Genomic DNA, 18,671 nt, shown 5'->3' with positions numbered 1-18,671 from the left:
GCAACGCCGATAAAGAGCCTTGTCGGCTCTATAAAACAGTAAAGGTGCGGATACCGAATCATCATTCGGTATCCGCACCTTTACTGCATGCAGCTTTCAGCTCAGTCTAGCGTTCAGCTCAGTCTAGCGTTCAGCTCAGCAACAGAGCCTAGACAGCCTCGCTCACGCGGCCGGTATCCACCAGCACCTGCGCAATGTGGCCCAGCGCCTCCTCGTTCTGCAGTGAAGAAACATCGCCCAGCGAACGGCCCTGGTACAGCTCGCCCAGCAGGCGGCGAGTAATCTTACCCGAACGGGTCTTCGGGATATCGGCAACCGCCACAACATCCTTCGGCTTAGCAATCGGGCCAATGTGCTCACGCACGTGCGCGGTCAGCGCCGCCTTCAGCTCATCCTCGGTCAGGTCCTTACCCTCGTCGGTGAGCGTCACGTAGGCGACCGCCTGGTGACCGGTCAGGTCGTCCTCCACGGGGCAGACGCCAGCCTCAACCACAGCCGGGTGAGTGACCAGAGCCGACTCAATCTCAATCGTGGACAGGCGGTGACCCGAAATGTTGATCACGTCATCAATACGGCCGAGGATGTACACGTTACCCTCTTCGTCTTCCTTCGCGCCGTCACCGGCGAGGAACCAGCCGCGCTCGCCGTAGTGGCGCCAGTAGGAATCCAGGAAGCGCTGCGGGTTCTGCCACACGGTACGAGCCATGGACGGGCCAATCTTATCGACCACGATGAAGCCCTGCTTGCCGGGTTCGACCGGGTCGCCGTGCTCATCCACCACGCGGGTGGATACGCCGGGAACGGCGCGGGTAGCGCAACCGGGCAGGGGAGTGCAGTGCGGGGTGCCCTCCGGGTAGGTGCCCTCGGGTGCGAATGCCGGGTCGTGCGGGCGCGGGGAGCACACGGTCGAGCCGGTCTCGGACTGCCACCAGGTGTCGATGAACGCCGCGGTGCCGCCGCCCACGTGCTGACGCAGCCAACGCCACGCCTCCGGGTTGATGGATTCGCCCACCGAACCGAGCAGGCGCACGGTCGAGAAGTCGTACTTGCCGGGCTCCGGGCCGTTGGGGAACGCACCCATGAGGGAACGAATCAGGGTGGGGGCGGTGTAGTAGTTGGTCACGCCGTAGCGCTCAATGACCTCGAAGTGGCGGCCGTAGTGCGGGGTGTTAGGGGTACCCTCATAAATCACCTCGGACACACCGTTAACCAGCGGACCGTAGATTTCGTAGGTGTGCGCGGTCACCCATGCGAGGTCGGCGGTGCACCAGTGAACGGTGGATTCCACCTTCTCGGGGTCGTTGACGGCGGACAGCTCGTCGGGGCGCAGCACGCCGTTCTCGTCCACGTAATCTGGCAACAGATCGTACAGCAGTGCGTGGGTGTACGCGGTCTGTACCAGGTAGCCGCCCATCGTGTGCACCAGGCCCTTGGGCTTACCGGTCGTGCCGGAGGTGTAGATGATGAACAGCGGATCCTCGGCGTCGTGCAGTTCGTAGGCGTGGGTGTCGGGCTGGTCGTCCACCAGGTCGTGGTACCAGACGTCGCGGCCCTCAGTCCACGGCACAGCGGCGTGCGCTACCGGGTCGGAGGCGCTGGTGCGGTCCACCACGATAACGTGCTCAATGTTGTTCTCACCGGAGCAAGCTTCGTCGGCGTTCACCTTCACGGGAACGACCTTGCCGCGGCGGTTCTGGCCGTCGGTGGTGATGAGAACCTTCGCGCCGGTGTCTTCCACACGGAACTTCAGCGCCTCAGCGGAGAAGCCACCGAAGACAAGGGAATGGATCGCGCCAATACGCGCGCAGGCGAGGGTGAAAATAATGGTTTCGGGGATGACGGGCAGGTAGATGACCACACGGTCACCCTTGCGCACGCCCAGGGACAGCAGGCCGTTCGCAGCCTTCGCGATGCGGCGCTGCAGTTCGGCGTAGGTGATGGCTTCACGGTCGCCGGGTTCACCTTCAAAGTAGAGGGCTACCTTGTCGCCGCGGCCCGCCTCCACGTGGCGGTCTACGCAGTTGTAGGCGACGTTCAGCTTGCCGCCCTCGAACCACTTAATTTCGGGGATCGTGAACTGTTCGATGCCTTCCTCATCGAAGCCGAGGGACTTCGGCTTCTCGAAGCGGTGCGCGGTGTGCCAGGGCTCAGCCCAGGTGAGTCGCTGCGCCTGCTTCTCCCAGAACGCGACGCGCGCCTCGTCAGATTCGAGGGCGGGGTTCGGGGTGGGGTTCAGCGGGTCGGTGAACGAGTAGGGGGTGGGCAGTCCCATTATTCTCCCATCGGTTGCTGGCATTAGCACCCTTGCTCGCCGTGCCGCTGTCTGTGTGACCGTGGGGTCTGTGTGTGCGTTGGCGAGGGGGTTGCTGCGACGTCACGGAGCCAGGTCTCTCGGTCGCTCTGGATGGTTTGCCTTCTTAGTAAAGCGCGCTCCGGGCCAGGAAGCAAAGGAGCCCGTCATATTCGGCATGCTGTGTATCGGTTCGTAATATTCCGAAATATTTAAAGACCCCGCCCCGCGCTCACTGCTGTGGGGCGCGGGGCGGGATTCATCATCATCATCATCATTCAGTAGGCGACAGGTTTCCCCGCCGACTTCTTTCTCCGGCACGTAGCGATGATTAGCTCACTGTCGGGAGCAACCACGCGGCGGACATCTCTCCTAAAACTCAGCGCGTGCTGAGTGTTGCGTTTAACTGTGGTGCTAATTGCTGGTGGCGTTAGTTGCTGGGGTACTTCGCCTTCACCCAGCGTTCGAAAACACCCACCAGTGCATCGGTAATCTTACCGAGCACCGCCAGCGCCACAATAGCCAGCAGCAGGCGGTCGGTGCGACCGTTGTTCTGCGAGTCGGTCAGCAGGTAACCCAGGCCCATGGATGCACCCAGCAGCTCAGCGGCGACCAGGAACAGCCACGCCTGAGCCAGCGCCAGACGCAGACCCGAAACGACCGACGGCAGAACCGCGGGAAGCTGAACCGTGGTGAATAGGCGCAGACCCTTCAGACCGAAGGCGCGTGCCGCCTCCACAAGCTTGGGGTCAACGTGCGCCAGAGCCGCAGAAACCGTGGTGTACACCGGGAAGAACGCACCAATAGCAACCAGGGTTACCTTGGAATTCTCGCCGATACCGATCCACAGCAGAAGCAGCGGAACCCACGCCAGGGACGGCACGGCACGTAGCGCACCAATGGTCGGTGCGGCAATCAGACGCACCGGCGCAGACAAGCCAATCAGCGCACCCAGCACCAGGCCGAGCACGGCACCAATACCGAAACCAATCAGCACACGCTGAGTAGAAATCGCCACGTGGCGGCCCAATTCGCCGCGCTGCGCCAGCTCAACACCGGCGCTGACCACACGGTCGGGGGAGGGCAGCTGAACCTGGGTGAACACGCCGTTCGTGCTCAGAATGTACCAGAGGGCAATCAGTGCCAGGGGAAGAATCAGGCCCAGGTACTGCTTACCGGCGAACGGGTTCGACGGCAGCTTCACGGAAGAGGCACGCTTCTCAGCACGCTCAGCGCGAGCGCTGGAGGCGGCGGTAATCGTTGCGGCGGTCATTACTTCTCAACCACCTTTGCGATCTTCTCGACGGCTGCGCTGTCAGCCTTCTTTGCGAACTGGTCGTCCACAATGCTGTTCAGCGCCTTGTCCACGTCGGACTGGGAGGGAACGTCGCCGGACTCCACCAGGATCGGGCCGACACCCTTGAGAACCTCAACCTGCTTAGCGCCCGGAACCGGGTCGATATCCAGGTGGGTGCGCTCCATGACGACCTGGGCGGTCTCGTGCTTAATGCCGGACTCCTCCTCGACAATCTTCACAGCCTCTTCGGGGTTCTTCTTAGCCCAGGCGCGAGCGTACTCGTACACGTCCACGATGGTCTGTGCGGCGGTCGGGTTGGACTGAATGAACTTCTCGGTCGCGTTCAGGAAGCCGTAGGTGTTGAAGTTCAGGTTGCGGTAGAAGAGCACGTCGCCGCTTTCAACCTCGGCGGCAGCCATGATCGGGTCCAGGCCGCTCCACGCGTTGACCTGACCGTTATCCAGGGCGGTACGGCCGTCGGCATGCTGCAGGTTCTGAATGGTCAGATCCGAAGCGGAAATACCCTCCTGCTTGAGTGCCTGCAGCAGCAGGAAGTACGGGTCGGTACCCTTGGTCACGGCAACGGTCTTACCCTTCAAATCCGCAACCTTGGTGATGCCCGAATCCTTGCGGGTCACCAGTGCCGACCACTCCGGCTGCGAGTAGAGGCTAATGACCTTGATGGGGGAGCCATTAGCGCGTGCCAGCAGCGCCGCCGAACCGGCGGTCGAGCCGACATCAATATTGCCGCTACGCAGCGCCTCATTCGCCTTGTTCGAACCGGCCGACTTGACCCACTCAACCTTCTTACCCTCGGCGGCGAGGGCGGTCTCAAGCCAACCCTTCTTGCGGATAATCAGGGACAGCGGGTTGTAGGTCGCGTAGTCAATGGTCACGGTGTTCTGATTGCCACCACCGGCAGCACCGGAGGCGTTAGCGGAACCGGAACCTTCACCGGCGCAGGCGCTGAGCAGAGTAGCAAAAGCGGCGGCTGCGGCAAGGGACTTGAGGGCGGTACGACGAGACGGGGAGTAAGTCATGATGAAATCTTTTCGCTTCTGAAGATGATGATGTGATGTGTGAGAAATGCGGCGGCGCTGGTGTTGCCTGCAGATCTAGCGTTGCCTGCGGTTCTGGCGTTGTTGCGACCTAGGCGTTGTCTTCCACGCCGAGCTCAGCGAGCAACTCGCTGCGCAACGCGGTGATTTCTGCATCCGCGCGGTCGCGGGGGTGAGAGCGGTCAACGGTCACGATGCGCTGGATGGTGGCGGGCGCCTCCGGGGTGTCCTTGCCGAGCACGATGACCCGGTCGGAGAGGTACAGCGCCTCTTCCACGTCGTGGGTGACCAGCAGAATCGTGGTCGGATCCTGACGGTGCACGTCCAGCAGCAGATCCTGCATGTTGATGCGGGTCAGTGCGTCGAGGGCGCCGAATGGCTCGTCGAGCAGGAGCACGCCGGGGTTGCGGGCGAGCGCTCGCGCCAGGGACACGCGCTGAGCCATACCGCCGGAAATTTCCTTAGGGCGGTGGGTTGCGTATTCGCTCAGGCCGACCAGGTCGAGCAGGCGGGTTACGGATGCTTCACCCTCAGCCTTTTTGGTGCCCTGCGGCAGGCCGAGCGCCACGTTGTCGGCGACGGTGCGCCAGGGGAGCAGGCGCGGTTCCTGAAAGCCGATAGCGACGCGGGGGTCGAGGCCGGTTACCGCCTTCTCGCCGATACGCACGGTACCTGCGGTGATGCGGTTCAGGCCTGCTGCTGCACGCAGGAGGGTGGACTTGCCGCATCCGGAGGAGCCGATGACGGAGATAATCTCGCCGGGAGCTGCGGTGAAGGAGACTCCGCGAAGAACTTCGTGGGTTCCGCCGGGCACGGGGAAAGATTGTCCGACGTCTTCAAAGCTCAAGGGGACGGCGGCGGTGGATACGGCGTGGTGGCCGGTGTTTTCACTGGTGGGTGCGTCAGTTACTGCACTGTTGAGTGTCATGTCACTTCCATCGTTCCTGGCGTTAGCACCGGGGCGGAAGGATCCGTGCCGGTTGCTGCGACGTCGTGGAGCCAGGTCTCTCAGTCGCTCTGGATGGTTTGCTCCTCCAACCCTATGGGCTGTGGCGTGCCTCAATCAACCCAACGGGCGCGTATGAATTTCTGTGACCGTATATTTCGCATTTGTCACGAAATATTTCGGTTCCGCGTCACAAAAATATTTTTTCGTCACAAACGTGACCTCCCTCCCGTACGCCCCGTACACTCAAACCACGAGATCATGAGTCCCGGCGCTAAGCTCTGGCTAGCCGGGCGGCAACCCTCTCCCGTAGCGGGGTGCCCCAGATGATGATCTGGCCTCAACGGAAAGAGGCAAGTACGGCGCGAACGCGCCACCTGCACGAAGGCCACCACCAAACGCAGAAGGCATCAGGAGGCGGCGCGCGGGGTGCAGGGTACAAACCCGATCGTCCCCGATCATTCGCGAAAGGAAAATCGATGGCTGAGCAGAAGAAGCGCATCGTAGTCAACGCATTCGAGATGACCTGCATCGGTCACCAGAGCTTCGATCTCTGGCGTCACCCCCGCTCCCGTGCAACCGAGTACAACACCATCAAGTACTGGACTGACCTGGCTAAGACCCTTGAGCGCGGCCTGTTCGACGCCGTGTTCATCGCTGACGTGGTCGGTATCTACGACGTGTACAAGAACTCTGCCGCTCCCGCCATCGAGGGTGCCGCTCAGGTTCCCGTGAATGACCCCGCAACCCAGATTTCTGCAATGGCTGCAGTAACCGAGCACCTCGGCTTCGGCGTGACCGCTGCCGCTACTTTCGAGCAGCCCTACACCCTGGCTCGCCGCTACGCCTCCCTCGACCACCTGACCGACGGCCGCGTCGGCTTCAACGTGGTGACCTCCTACCTGCCTTCGGCTGCTGAGAACCAGGGCCTGCCCGCCCAGATCCCGCACGACGAGCGTTACGAAATCGCCGACGAGTTCCTGGACGTCTGCTACAAGCTGTGGGAAGGCTCCTGGGAGGACGGCGCAGTCATCAAGGACCGCGAGCGCGGTATCTACGCTGACCCCTCCAAGGTCCACCCGATTGGCCACAAGGGCAAGTACTTCTCCGTGCCCGGCATCTCCCTGACCGAGCCGAGCCCGCAGCGCACCCCCGTGATTTTCCAGGCTGGCGCATCCAGCCGCGGCCAGAAGTTCTCCGGTAAGCACGCTGAGGCTGTGTTCATCAGCGCCCTGCGCCCGGACCTGACCCGCGTTGTGACCGACCGCATCCGTGCATCTGCCGAGGAGCAGGGCCGTAGCCGCGACGACGTCAAGATTCTGGCAATGCTCTCCGTCATCGTGGATGAGACCGAAGAGAAGGCAAAGGCAAAGTACGAGGAGTACAAGAAGTACATCAACCTCGAATCTGCACAGGCTATTATCGGCGGCTGGTCCGGCGTTGACCTGTCCCAGTTCGACGAGGACGAGGTCCTGAACTACGTGCAGACCGAGTCGATTCAGTCCTTCCTGACCCCCTTCACCCTGCAGGCGAAGGACAAGAAGTGGACCCGCAAGGCCATCGCTGAGCACACCACCATCGGTGGCATGGGCGAGGTCATCGTGGGTGACCCGGTTCAGGTTGCTGACGAGCTCGAGCGCTGGATTGACGAGGGTGGCCTGGACGGCATCAACCTCGCGTACCACGTCTCCCCGGGTTCCTTCGAGGACTTCATCGAGTACGTTGTGCCCGAGCTGCAGAAGCGCGGCCGCTACCGCACCGAGTACGAGGGCAACACCCTGCGTGAGAACATCTTCGGTAAGGGCCACACTAAGGTTGCTGACAGCCACCCGGCTGCTAAGTACCGTGGCGCATACGTGGGCAAGCCTTCCGCGGCTGACACCCCGGCTCGCGCAATCGCTGAATAAGCGTTGCCGCTGATGCGTACCGTGTAGGTTCGCTCAAACTTAACGATTGAAAACAAGAACGCCCGTTCTGCTGGAGGATTTGTATCCCCGGCGGAGCGGGCGTTTCTTTGCGCTGTGCTTTCTTGATGCGATGCCTTCTTGACGTGGCACGTTCTTTATACTGGGTGGCATGACTGAACTTAACCAGGTTGAACTTAACCATGATGACCGCTGCCCCTGCTCGAGCGGCGAGGTGTACGGCGCCTGCTGCGGCAGGTTCCTGGGCGAGTTTTCCGCCTCCGGCAGGCTGACTGCTCCCGCGCCGGAGCAGCTGATGCGTTCGCGTTTTACCGCGTTTGCGACTGGCGATGCGGCGTATCTGCTGGCGAGCTGGCATCCGAGTACTCGCCCGGCGACGCTGGACTTGGAGGATGATATCCGCTGGTATCGCCTGGATATTCTGGGTGCTTCGGGTGGCCCGTTTGATGCGTCCGGTACGGTGGAGTTCGTTGCGTATTACCGTTCGGTGCCGGGTGTTCCTGCGGAGAAGCGGGTGAAGGGCAGCATGCATGAGCTGTCACGCTTTGAGAAGGTGGGCGGCGCCTGGTTCTATGTGGATGGAGACGTCCGCTAAATCTCGTCACTTTCCCTGCCCCTGTCTCGTGCAGCGTGCGGGCATAGAAGAAATGGCAGAATCATTCCGAAACCGGAACGATTCTGCCATTCTTTGTTTTAGTTAGCTTCTGTCTTTTAGAAGCTTTTCAAGATAGTTCTCTAAACGAGAGGCTACCTCCAGCTCATGGTCAGAAATAATGCCGGTATATTCGTGAACTGACCTGGAGACACCATCATGAAGGCGATATATCTGTTTTCCAGAAAGCGTCGGGATATCTCGACGCTCTTGAGAATTAAGAACCGAAGACAAAAGAATAATATCTCGGAAATGTCGACTTTTATCGGAATCTCCATTGTTGAGCAGGGCTGATACCTTCTCGTAAAGAGCGCCCAAACCATCAGGAACATTGACTGTAAATTGGCGGTCAGCGCAGAGTACAGATGCTTTACGGGTACGCTCAAGCCCAAACTGGGCACCACGAGTTTCTAACAGGCGGCCAAACCCCGGATACTCATAGGTGCGAGCGGCCTCCGACTGTCCCGAAGGGATGAGGATATCTATCTGAGCTTCACCGCGAACCCATCGGTGATTTTGACCTGATGCGTTGAATCCGGCAATTGAAAATCCGGCATTGCTAAGAGCCTCATGGAACTGACGAACATACGCCCGTGATGCGCGGATATCAAGAATAACGTCGATATCGTGAGTGGATCGAGAACCAGCGTAGCTTCGCTCTGCAGCCAACAGACGCATCATGCTTCCGCCTGCCAGGGACCATCCTTGCGGCATAATCTCTGAGATATCAGCCAGACCAAGCCAAGAGGCACGCTCTGCCCCAATAGCAGGAATCAAAATAGGGGATGCGGTCATGACTAAGACGCTTTCTTGAAAACAGAATCTTGAAGAATGCGCTCTGCCTCAGCGGAGCTTCGCGGATCCCCCAAATCTAGAAGATCTACCGCCACATGCAAGGGCAGAATGTGGGGCGGCTCATCGCATTCACGCAAGATAATGTTCGCCGAATCTACAGACGCTGGAAGCAGGTTGTACAGAAAAATGATGTTCTCTAAATCCTGGCTCGAAACATATGCATCAACCATTGAGCCGTACACCTGCGAAATATCGCTACTAATACCGGTCAGCGACAATGCAGGGTCTTCCAAAATTGCAGGAATCTCAGCGGGAGGAGCCAACAGGTGATGCACTTTCAACCCGCGGCGGGCTCGGTATCGCTCAACAGACGCTGCCCCTTGCACCTGAATCGCTGAGGCACGTTCTTTTGCCCTGCGGCGTTCCTCAGCAGATAGGACAGAGGACTGCCCATCGCAGTAACGCGCCAAAGCGTTGAATGCTTCAAAAGAAATAGGGCGGCCAGCATTACTGCGGTGTGCTGCGGGAATGGCGTCGACAATCCAGCGGCTTCCCAACTTACGCCCCTGGAGCATTCCGCGTTCTAGGCGGGCGCGCACGCTTCGCTCTGAAACTTTAGCTTCTTGGGCATACTCTTGAACGGACATCATGGCAGAATCATACCGGAAACGGAATGATTCTGCCATGATTTTTCCTTGCACCCAGGCGCGATAAGGAACATGTAAGAGCGAATCAGATACACCAAAGGCAGGCCCTTCGGCAGCTTGAAAACTTACGTTCTCAGCTGCCTCAGGAACCTGCCCTCAGCAAATATGTAGACCGTTGGACTTAGTGGGTCCAGCCGTTAATGATGCCCATACCGAAGTAAATCACGAACACTGCGGAGACCAGGTACATCAGCCAGTGCACATCCTTGCCGCGGCCCTGCACCAGGCGAATGAAGGTGTAAGACACGAAGCCGGCACCAATACCGTTCGCAATCGAGTACGACAGCGGCATGAAAATAATGGTCAGGAACGCCGGAATGCCCAGACCCCAGTCGGTCCAGTCAATGTTCACGGCCTGGCGGATCATCAGGAAGCCGACCACAACCAGTGCGGGGGCAACCGCCTCGAAAGGAACGATGGTGACCAGCGGCGAAATGAAAATCGCCAGCAGGAACAGCACACCGGTCACAATGTTCGCAAAGCCGGTGCGTGCACCCGCACCAATACCGGTAGCGGACTCCACGAAAATCTGGTTCGCCGAACCGGACGCGCCACCACCGACAACGGAACCGAAAGCGTCCACGAGCAGGACCTTGTCAATGTCCTCAACCTTGCCGTCCTTCATGGTGCCAGCCTCGGCGGCAAGACCCACCGAAACGCCCATCGCGTCGAAGAACACGGACAGCAGAATGGTGAACACCAGCAGCGAAGCAGCCAGCGGACCGATGTGGGTGAACGCGCCGAACAGGTCAGCGGAACCGATGAGGGAGAAGTTCGGGGTGGTGAACTTCATGTCATCCAGGGAGGGCACGTTCAGGGACCAGCCGGTTGCAGCCTTCTGCACGGAACCGGAGGGGACAACCGCCTCCAGAATCAGGGACAGCGCGGTGGAGGCGAGCACGCCCCACAGGATTGCGCCCTTCACGTTACGGATGAACAGCGCGATGGTGAAGAACAGGCCGAAGAGGAAGACGAGGGTGGGCCAACCGAGCAGGTGACCGCCCGCGCCGAGGCTCACCGGAACGGTGGTGCCAGCTGCGTCAGGCATGCGGCGGATAATGCCGGAGTCGACCAGACCGATAAAGGAAATGAAGAAGCCGATACCGACTACAATCGCGGTCTTGAGCGACTCAGGGACCGCCTCAAACACCGCGGTGCGGAAGCCGGTGAGCACCAGAACGGTCATGATCAGACCGGCAAGAACGACCAGGCCCATGATGTCTGCCCAGGTCAGGTTCGGGGTGGTGGCAATGGTGGAGGCGAGCAGCGCGTTCACGCCCAGGCCAGCTGCCATCGCGAAGGGCTGCTTGGCGATAACACCCATGAGGATGGTCATCACGCCGGCAACCAGCGCGGTCACAGCCGCGACGGGTGCGATACCGAGGGTGCGTTCGGATGCGTCAGCACCGGTACCGATGACGAGGGGGTTCAGCACCACGATGTAGCTCATGGCGAAGAATGCGGCGAGGCCGCCGCGGAATTCTGCGGCGATGGAGGAGCCGCGTTCGGAAATCTTGAAGTAGCGGTCGAGTGCGCTGGTGGGCGCTGCCGCCTTCTGGGGTTCAGACATGTGAGGATCCGTTGATGTTGTTCGGTGTGTACTGTCGCGCCGCCGGTTTCACGGGTAAATTTCACGGGCTAAGCTCGCGGGTAAATCCCGGGTTGGGCGCCACAATGGTTCAACCATTGTAGGCGCCGCCTCCTAACTTGTGCCATTGAAACGCGTTGTGTGCGGCGGTTCAGTCGGTGATGTGGTGTTTCCCTTACCCCCGCAACCAGAATCGGCAACCGGGGCAGAGGGAAGAATAGCTCAGGGCGGGGTACCGGCAACCCAAATGGTGCCGGTACCCCGCCCTGCTGGTGCCCGCGCCTCCACGCAGGAGGGTTGAGCACCCGATGTATTTAGTGCATCCAGCCGGTAATCAGGCCGTTAGCGAAGAAGATGAGGAACACTGCGGAAACCACGTACATGAGCCAGTGAACTTCCTTACCGCGGCCCTGCACCAGGCGGATGAAGACGTAGGACAGGAAGCCTGCGCCGATACCGTCCGCGATGGAGTATGCCAGGGGCATGAAGATGATGGTCATGAACGCGGGGATACCGAGGCCCCAGTCGTTCCAGTCGATGTTCACTGCCTGGCGGATCATCAGGAAGCCAACGAACACCATTGCGGGTGCAACAGCTTCGAAGGGCACGATGGTGACCAGCGGGGTCAGGAAGATCGCGATCAGGAACAGTACACCGGTGACGATGTTTGCGAAGCCGGTGCGTGCGCCCGCGCCGATACCGGTTGCGGACTCCACGAAGATCTGGCTTGCGGAGGAGGAGGTGCCACCGCCGGCTACGGAGCCGAGGGCGTCCACGAGCAGGACCTTGTCGACGTTCTCGATCTGGCCGTCCTTGATGGTGCCTGCTTCGGTTGCGAGACCGACGGAGGTGCCCATTGCGTCGAAGAACGCGGAGATGAGGATGGTGAAGATCAGCAGAACGGCAGCCATGCCACCGAGGGTGCCGAAGGCTGCGAACAGGTCAGCGGAGCCGAACAGGGAGAAGTCGGGGAGCTTGCTGGTGCTGGAGTCCCAGACGGGGACGTTCAGGGACCAGCCGGTGGGGGATTCCAGGGAGCTGCCGGAGGGCACGACCTTCTCCAGGATGATGGAGAGGGCGGTGGAGGCGAGCACGCCGTAGAGGATTGCACCCTTTACATTGCGGATGAACAGCGCAATGGTGAGGAACAGGCCGAACAGGAAGACCAGGGTGGGCCAGCCGAGCAGGTGGCCGTTCACGCCGAAGGAGACGGGCACGGTGGTGCCTGCTGCGTCGGGCATGCGGCGGATAATACCTGCGTTGACGAGGCCGATGAAGGCGATGAAGAAGCCGATACCGACGACGATTGCGACCTTGAGCGATTCGGGGACCGCGTTGAACACTGCGGTGCGGAAACCGGTCAGCACGAGGATGGTCATCAGCACACCAGCCCATACGACGAGGCCCATGATGGCGGGCCAGGTCAGTCCGGGGGTGGAGGCGATGGTGGTAGCCAGCAGTGCGTTCACGCCGAGGCCTGCTGCCATGGCGAAGGGCTGCTTGGCGATGACGCCCATGAGGATGGTCATGACGCCTGCGACCAGTGCGGTCATTGCTGCGACCTGCGGCACGCCGAGCGCGTTGCCGGATGCGTCCTTGCCGAGGCCGATGATGAGGGGGTTCAGCACGACGATGTAGCTCATCGCGAAGAAGGTGGCGAGGCCGCCTCGGAATTCTGCTGCGATGGTGGAGCCACGTTCGCTGATTTTGAAGTAACGGTCCAGTGCGCCCTTGGCTTCTGCCTTGGGGTTCTGGGGAGCCGCGGTGTTCTCAGAAGACATTCGTGAAAATCCGTAGATACTCTTAGTAGGGGCGGGCGCCGGGGTTCCGGACCCGCATAAAAAAGTGCCACTTCCCGGTGTGTTGGGGAGGTGACACTGTTGTTACCGAAATATTCTACGGTTAAAGTTTCTCTGAGCGTTAATCCAGGAAATTCCCAGCTTTCGTTCAGAGATTTTTTGGGGGCGTAATAGCGGTAACTATCTCTCGCCTCTGCGCGAACAATGATAGTTTGTTAGGTTAGTAGACCCTAAGTTTCTGCTATATTCGAGGTGAAACATGCGTCGCCGGATGCCAGGTTCCGTGTGGTGAGCCTTTTCCGGCATAGATGAGAAGGAATCCACCATGACTGAAACTCCCCAAGAAAACACCGCTGAGAACTACCCCGTCGCAGAATCCCTGCCAGTACGCCAGCGCGCCGTCGTAGCAACCGACCGCCCCGCCCGATACATTAAGCAGCTCGGTTCGCACATGGGCCGCAAGCTCGGCACCGCAGAACTGCCCGACGGTCTGCGCCTCACCTTCAACCGCGATGGTATTTTCCGCGGCTACGGTGACCTGCGCGAAATCGACGGTGCCCTCGTCATGGAGGTACGTGCCGAGAGCGACGAGTTGGCTGCTGGTCTGGCGGATGTGCTGGACCGCCACCTGGTTCGCTTCGGTGAACGCGAGGAACTGACCGTCTCCTTTGAGGCGGTACCCGCCGCCTAGTCCCTGCCTCCTAGTCTTCGTTACCCTGCCCCGCCCTCCTGCACCTCGGAGGGTGGGGCAGTTCTATGCCCGCTGCGCGCGGAGGCTCCCGGTGCTGGATGCGCCGCGCTGCCCGGATTAGGCGACCCCTCCTGAATTAAGTGACCCCGCCCGGATTAGGTGACAGAAAATTGTCCTATTTAGTGGGCGAAGACATATAAGCCCCCGAACACCCGTCAATCCCCGGTAAAATAGGCAAGAAGTGAACACTAAGCTCACCGCCTGTTCGCGCCGCACTGGGCGCCGGACGGTGAACTTCGAAAGGAAGATTTTCGTGTCTGAAGCAGCACGCCCCCTGCGCGTCGCCGTTATTGGTGCAGGTCCCGCCGGTATTTACACCGCCGATATCCTCACCAAGTCTGAAGAGGTCCGCACCGGCGCCGTTGAGGTCGCCATCGACATCTTCGACCGCTACCCCGCCCCCTTCGGCCTGATCCGCTACGGTGTGGCACCGGATCACCCCCGCATCAAGGGCATCATCACCGCGCTGCACAAGGTCCTGGACCGCGGCGACATCCGTTTCTTCGGCAACGTCGAATACGGCAAGGACCTGACCCTCGCCGACCTGCGCGAACACTACGACGCCATCATCTTCGCAACCGGCGCGATTTTTGATGCACCCCTGAACATTAAGGGCATCGACCTGGACGGCTCCTACGGCGCAGCAGACTTCGTCTCCTGGTACGACGGCCACCCCGACTACCCCCGCACCTGGCCGCTCGAAGCTGAGCAGGTTGCAGTGCTCGGTAACGGCAACGTCGCCCTGGACGTCTCCCGCATCCTCTCCAAGCACGCTGACGACCTGCTCGTCACCGAAATCCCCGACAACGTCTACCAGGGCCTGAAGGCTTCCCCCGTGACCGACGTGCACGTCTTCGGTCGCCGCGGCCCCGCACAGATGAAGTTCACCCCGCTCGAGCTGCGCGAACTCGCACACTCCCGCGACGTGGACATCGTCCTGTACGAAGAGGACTTCCAGTTCGACGAGGCTTCCGAGGAAGCAATGGAGAAGAACGCCCAGACCAAGGTCATGATGAAGACCCTGCGCGGCTGGCTGGAAGACCAGAAGAACAACGAGCAGACCGCATCCCGCCGCCTGCACCTGCACTTCCTGCAGTCCCCGCACGAAATCCTCGGCGAAGACGGCAAGGTCGTGGGCCTGCGCATGGAACGCAACAAGCTCGACGGCAACGGCGGCATCATCGGCACCGGCGAGTACGTGGACTACCCCGTACAGGCCGTCTACCGTGCAATCGGCTACTTCGGTTCCGAACTGCCCGAAATCGGTTACGACGACAAGCGCGGCGTCATCACCAACGTTGAGGGTCGCGTCGTGGACGAGAACGGCGAGGTCGTTCCCGGCCTCTACGCATCCGGTTGGATCAAGCGCGGCCCCGTCGGCCTGATCGGCTCCACCAAGTCTGACGCACTCGAGACCATCACTCACCTGCTCGAGGACCGCGAGAACCTCTACACCGCACCCGAGCCGGAGGCAGAGGCATTCAGCGCATACCTGGATTCCAAGGGCATCAAGTACACCACCTGGGAAGGCTGGCACCGCCTGGACGACCACGAGAAGGCACTGGGCGCAGCATCCAAGGATGCTGCCGGTGAGCCTCGCGCCCGCGTGAAGGTTGTGGACCGCGACGAGATGATTAACATCTCCCGCGGCGAGTAATCTTCTAGCACGTAGAACATAGAAATCGACCCCGTACCGTGAGCCGGTGCGGGGTCGATTTTTGTCTATATATAAGGAAGCGGGGGAGTAGGGGGCTCTCGGAAAGTGCTCGCCCGGAAGAGTTATCGAAAGAGCGGTTAAAGAAACCCACCCCGCACCATGAGGTCATGCGGGGTGGGCTGGGTAGGTGCCGAAGACACTCGAGGACATACCCTCCGGCTACCCGGACGCGCAGCGAGCCCATGCAGTGACTCCACGTGCGGCGCATCCCTTAACGGGGTCTAGAAAGCTAAAGAAACACCAAGATTAGCTCTCTAAACAAGCGCATAGCCGTACGGTGTGTAGACTATGCACACTTTTTGAGGACGTCTTCAATGCCCAAAATGGCCTTGAGTACGGTTTCAGTTTCAGTACCCAGCTTCTTGCGGGTTTCACCAGAAATGACGGCCTTCACGATGTTCTTGAAGGTCTTCCACTGCTTGAAGGCGTTAACGAGTGCCTTAATAAGCTTGTAAATGGCGATGCCCAGCTGAATGACAAACTTTGCAATACTGACAACGCAGGCAATAACACCAACGGGGGAGAGCGCTGCGTGGGCGCGTCCATCAGACTTACGAACAGCGGCCTTAGCGCTTGCAATCTGACGGCCTGCGTCAGTGCCCTGGACGGTGGTCAGGTTGCCCAGTGCGCTCTCAATGCCGCTATTAACGCGGTTGGAGGATCCAGGCTTCGCATACTTCAAACGGGCGGGTACCTGCTCTAGGCGGCGCAGAATCAGCTTGAGCTGCTGGTCGGCAGTCATTGCCTTCTGCGGGTGCGCCATCTGCTGTGCCTGCGCTGCGGGTGCAGCTGCACAGCCGAGAGCGATGGTTGCGGTGCCTACGCCGAGTGCACGGAATGCCGTGCGGCGATTCATCGTTGCGGACACTGGATCCCCCTTTGGATCTCTATGCGGTTTATCGGTGCTGTAATGTGCGGTGACTTTACGTCTGGGGCTCCGGAAGTGACCCCGTGCAAGGTCCGGAAGTGACCTCACGCCCTCTATAGTACGGTGCTCAAAGAGGGGGCTTCAAGCTATTTCAGGGGGTATTTTCAGCTGGCTTTCATCTCTCCTTGTCAATCGCTAGAGGTTTATCAAATCTTTATATTTCTATGTCGTCATAATTGAGTAGATATCTGCACTGAGAGAAAAATAAGCGTCTGACAAGCCGGTTTATTGTATTCCCAAGAATGAATATTTGCATCTACGTGCATTCTGGTCTGTAGTTGCTTTGCGCGGCAGATTTTTGTGGGTCGCTTGAAGGTTGAGGCGAGTCTTGCTGAAGGGATGCGCCGCCAAGTTCACCGAAGATGCACCGCGGAATCCATCGCAGGATTCACTACAGAATTTACCGCGCACTCCCTTGCGGTTTTGTGGCCCGGTCTGTGCTTGCTTGTGCACCTTATATCTGTGCCCCTTATATAGGGTGGGGGTAGATATGGGGGACGCCAGAAAGTATTGAAATTTTTTTAGAGATATTGTGGGGCTTTTGGGGCTGCCGTGAGGTGAGTGAGGGAGCGGAAAACGGATTTTCGGAACTCTTGTGAAGAGCTGTTTACAGGTCATTTGACTCTCTTCAACCCTCTTCGGAGCAAAATTTTGGAAGATTCTGAAGAAAATTTCTAGAAGCCAGAGTAGAAAATAGGGCTTCCTCGAGGCCTCTGCGGGTGCCCAAAAGTAGCTAAAACCCCTCCAAAAGCCCCCGATATGGGGTGTTGTGAAGAAATTTTAAAATTTTTTGAAGTTTTTCTGAATCCTCATTGACAAGCTTAAACACATATGTGCCAGGCTATAAATGGTCGAAAATGGGGGTCAAAATCGGGCAAAATCGAACAAAACGGTTTGCACGCCTCCGCAAACCTGTCATAGACTAGTGGAGGTTCGAACGACGGGATGAAGAAAACGGAACCTGTTCGATCGACTAGGCCCCCATCGTCTAGCGGCCTAGGACGCCGCCCTTTCACGGCGGTAGCACGGGTTCAAATCCCGTTGGGGGTACTTGCAAATCTCACGATTTGCAAAGCCAAGTTAGATGATATAGAATTTACTTCTGTTGATTCCAACAAGGCCCCGTAGCGCAGTTGGTTAGCGCGCCGCCCTGTCACGGCGGAGGTCGCGGGTTCAAGTCCCGTCGGGGTCGCTCTGGCCGCGTAAGTTCAGATGATTATTCATCCGAAGACGCGGTCATTGCGTATCTAAAAGTAAATACGCAAGGCTCTGTAGCTCAGTTGGTAGAGCGTACGACTGAAAATCGTAAGGTCACCGGATCGACGCCGGTCGGAGCCACGAAATCCGCCTCCAGGCTTCTACAGTGGGGCGGGTTTTGTTTTTAAAAAACTTTGCGGTTGCAGATACTGCAAAACCGTCAAAAGGCGGCATCTTGGGAATAAAACCCTGAGATGCCGCCTTTTTGTATAGGGAAACAATGCCACGCCCACACTAGAAAGCCCCCGCAGAAAACTGACCCAAATATTTCTGCGGGCACGGCGCACGCACCGGGCTATAAAACCGGGCCCTAACACCAGGCTGTAACACCAGGCTGCAGAAAGGATTGCCGCACCCATGACCGCTCAGAATCCCAACGCGCAGCCTCCAGAGAGTTCACCTCAGATTCCGGGCTCCCCCCAAATTCCGTGGGCAAAAAATACTGCTGTCGGATAGTGCTCAGGTGGGCGGAATCCGCTTCGAGAACATCACCAAAAGCTACCCGAGCCGAACCGGTGAACCCACCACGGTGCTGCAGAACCTGAACCTGCATATTCCCGCCGGGCAGATTACCGTGTTCGTTGGCCCCTCCGGCTGCGGTAAAACCACTAGTCTGCGCATGATTAACCGCATGGTGGAGCCCAATAGCGGAACCATCACCATTGACGGCGTGAACGTGCATGAGAAGAACCCCTACGAGCTGCGCCGCGGCATTGGCTACGTGATGCAGCAGGGTGGGCTCATGCCGCACCGCACCGTCGCGCAGAATATTGCTACCGTACCGCGCCTACTCGGCGCCTCCCGCAAGGAGGCGCAGGCTCGCGCCTGTCTTGTTAAAAATCAAACATATTTGAGTGATATGTGAGACAATCAGTAGAGCATATTGATACCTTGATTCGCTCATAAAAGCATAACTATAGGAGAAATACATTGGATATTATTCTTGTCGTTCCAATTCGTG

General features: G+C 59.2%; 13 protein-coding genes, 3 tRNA genes, 1 pseudogene and 2 riboswitches. Of the genes and pseudogenes, 8 read left to right on the top strand and 9 right to left on the bottom strand.

Annotated features, from left to right (window positions below):
* Positions 1-148 precede the first annotated feature (148 nt).
* The 4 genes from QZ540_RS05970 to QZ540_RS05955 form a co-directional block, all read right to left on the bottom strand.
* A complete protein-coding gene (locus tag QZ540_RS05970) occupies positions 149-2,272 on the bottom strand; it encodes an AMP-binding protein (protein ID WP_294628427.1) in 2,124 nt (707 codons plus the stop codon).
* 448 nt (positions 2,273-2,720) lie between these two features.
* Positions 2,721-3,563: an ABC transporter permease gene (locus tag QZ540_RS05965; protein ID WP_102034116.1), complete on the bottom strand. Its 843-nt coding sequence runs from the start codon at positions 3,561-3,563 to the stop codon at positions 2,721-2,723.
* Entirely contained in the window at positions 3,563-4,627 is a 1,065-nt protein-coding gene (locus QZ540_RS05960; protein WP_044150835.1) for an aliphatic sulfonate ABC transporter substrate-binding protein, read from the bottom strand. Before QZ540_RS05960 ends, QZ540_RS05965 begins: the two co-directional genes overlap by 1 nt.
* A gap of 109 nt (positions 4,628-4,736) precedes the next feature.
* Positions 4,737-5,573, bottom strand: coding sequence for an ABC transporter ATP-binding protein (locus tag QZ540_RS05955; RefSeq protein WP_294628424.1), 837 nt, complete (start codon positions 5,571-5,573; stop codon positions 4,737-4,739).
* Between the two features lie 4 nt (positions 5,574-5,577).
* A riboswitch (SAM riboswitch) is annotated at positions 5,578-5,673 on the bottom strand.
* Between the two features lie 175 nt (positions 5,674-5,848).
* Positions 5,849-5,957, top strand: a riboswitch (SAM riboswitch).
* Between the two features lie 113 nt (positions 5,958-6,070).
* On the opposite strand from QZ540_RS05955, the gene QZ540_RS05950 reads away from it, so the two are divergent.
* Positions 6,071-7,498: an LLM class flavin-dependent oxidoreductase gene (locus QZ540_RS05950; protein ID WP_294628422.1), complete on the top strand. Its 1,428-nt coding sequence runs from the start codon at positions 6,071-6,073 to the stop codon at positions 7,496-7,498.
* 169 nt (positions 7,499-7,667) lie between these two features.
* Complete coding sequence (locus tag QZ540_RS05945; protein ID WP_294628420.1) at positions 7,668-8,111, top strand: YchJ family protein; 444 nt, start codon at positions 7,668-7,670, stop codon at positions 8,109-8,111.
* Between the two features lie 102 nt (positions 8,112-8,213).
* On the opposite strand, the gene QZ540_RS05940 is transcribed toward QZ540_RS05945, so the two are convergent.
* From QZ540_RS05940 to QZ540_RS05925, 4 genes are all read right to left on the bottom strand, one after another.
* Positions 8,214-8,963 carry a hypothetical protein gene (locus QZ540_RS05940; RefSeq protein ID WP_005509213.1) on the bottom strand — a complete coding sequence of 250 codons (750 nt, stop codon included), beginning with the start codon at positions 8,961-8,963 and terminating at the stop codon, positions 8,214-8,216.
* Between the two features lie 2 nt (positions 8,964-8,965).
* A complete protein-coding gene (locus QZ540_RS05935) occupies positions 8,966-9,649 on the bottom strand; it encodes a hypothetical protein (protein ID WP_294628417.1) in 684 nt (227 codons plus the stop codon).
* A 142-nt stretch (positions 9,650-9,791) separates the two neighbouring features.
* Positions 9,792-11,240, bottom strand: coding sequence for an NCS2 family permease (locus QZ540_RS05930; RefSeq protein ID WP_294628415.1), 1,449 nt, complete (start codon positions 11,238-11,240; stop codon positions 9,792-9,794).
* Positions 11,241-11,572: 332 nt separating this feature from the next.
* The gene (locus QZ540_RS05925; protein WP_294628413.1) at positions 11,573-13,039 is read right to left on the bottom strand and encodes an NCS2 family permease; all 1,467 of its coding nucleotides are present in this window, start codon (positions 13,037-13,039) and stop codon (positions 11,573-11,575) included.
* A 343-nt stretch (positions 13,040-13,382) separates the two neighbouring features.
* Here QZ540_RS05925 and QZ540_RS05920 point away from each other — a divergent pair, with 343 nt between their 5' ends.
* Complete coding sequence (locus QZ540_RS05920; protein WP_294628411.1) at positions 13,383-13,748, top strand: DUF2218 domain-containing protein; 366 nt, start codon at positions 13,383-13,385, stop codon at positions 13,746-13,748.
* Positions 13,749-14,061: 313 nt separating this feature from the next.
* Positions 14,062-15,465 carry an FAD-dependent oxidoreductase gene (locus tag QZ540_RS05915; protein WP_294628409.1) on the top strand — a complete coding sequence of 468 codons (1,404 nt, stop codon included), beginning with the start codon at positions 14,062-14,064 and terminating at the stop codon, positions 15,463-15,465.
* A gap of 346 nt (positions 15,466-15,811) precedes the next feature.
* On the opposite strand, the gene QZ540_RS05910 is transcribed toward QZ540_RS05915, so the two are convergent.
* Positions 15,812-16,393 (bottom strand): hypothetical protein, encoded by a 582-nt coding sequence (locus tag QZ540_RS05910; RefSeq protein ID WP_049346590.1) that lies wholly within the window; start codon positions 16,391-16,393, stop codon positions 15,812-15,814.
* A 1,037-nt stretch (positions 16,394-17,430) separates the two neighbouring features.
* Here QZ540_RS05910 and QZ540_RS05905 point away from each other — a divergent pair.
* The 4 genes and pseudogenes from QZ540_RS05905 to QZ540_RS05890 all read left to right on the top strand — a co-directional run.
* Positions 17,431-17,503, top strand: a tRNA-Glu gene (locus QZ540_RS05905).
* Positions 17,504-17,571: 68 nt separating this feature from the next.
* Positions 17,572-17,645: transfer RNA gene (locus QZ540_RS05900), tRNA-Asp, on the top strand.
* Positions 17,646-17,718: 73 nt separating this feature from the next.
* Positions 17,719-17,791 (top strand) — tRNA-Phe (locus tag QZ540_RS05895).
* 276 nt (positions 17,792-18,067) lie between these two features.
* A pseudogene (locus tag QZ540_RS05890) lies at positions 18,068-18,536 on the top strand (ATP-binding cassette domain-containing protein); the annotation flags it as partial.
* Positions 18,537-18,671 lie beyond the last annotated feature (135 nt).

This window comes from uncultured Rothia sp. (genome assembly GCF_916049665.1).
Taxonomy (GTDB): Bacteria; Actinomycetota; Actinomycetes; order Actinomycetales; family Micrococcaceae; genus Rothia.
The sequence above is the reverse complement of the archived record's forward strand: the minus strand, read 5'-3'. Positions and strand labels throughout refer to the sequence as shown.

Coding starts and splice junctions, on each gene's coding strand:
- QZ540_RS05970 (WP_294628427.1), bottom strand. CDS start 2,272: ATGGGACTGCCCACCCCCTACTCGTTCACCGACCCGCTGAACCCCACC.
- QZ540_RS05965 (WP_102034116.1), bottom strand. CDS start 3,563: ATGACCGCCGCAACGATTACCGCCGCCTCCAGCGCTCGCGCTGAGCGT.
- QZ540_RS05960 (WP_044150835.1), bottom strand. CDS start 4,627: ATGACTTACTCCCCGTCTCGTCGTACCGCCCTCAAGTCCCTTGCCGCA.
- QZ540_RS05955 (WP_294628424.1), bottom strand. CDS start 5,573: ATGACACTCAACAGTGCAGTAACTGACGCACCCACCAGTGAAAACACC.
- QZ540_RS05950 (WP_294628422.1), top strand. CDS start 6,071: ATGGCTGAGCAGAAGAAGCGCATCGTAGTCAACGCATTCGAGATGACC.
- QZ540_RS05945 (WP_294628420.1), top strand. CDS start 7,668: ATGACTGAACTTAACCAGGTTGAACTTAACCATGATGACCGCTGCCCC.
- QZ540_RS05940 (WP_005509213.1), bottom strand. CDS start 8,963: ATGACCGCATCCCCTATTTTGATTCCTGCTATTGGGGCAGAGCGTGCC.
- QZ540_RS05935 (WP_294628417.1), bottom strand. CDS start 9,649: ATGGCAGAATCATTCCGTTTCCGGTATGATTCTGCCATGATGTCCGTT.
- QZ540_RS05930 (WP_294628415.1), bottom strand. CDS start 11,240: ATGTCTGAACCCCAGAAGGCGGCAGCGCCCACCAGCGCACTCGACCGC.
- QZ540_RS05925 (WP_294628413.1), bottom strand. CDS start 13,039: ATGTCTTCTGAGAACACCGCGGCTCCCCAGAACCCCAAGGCAGAAGCC.
- QZ540_RS05920 (WP_294628411.1), top strand. CDS start 13,383: ATGACTGAAACTCCCCAAGAAAACACCGCTGAGAACTACCCCGTCGCA.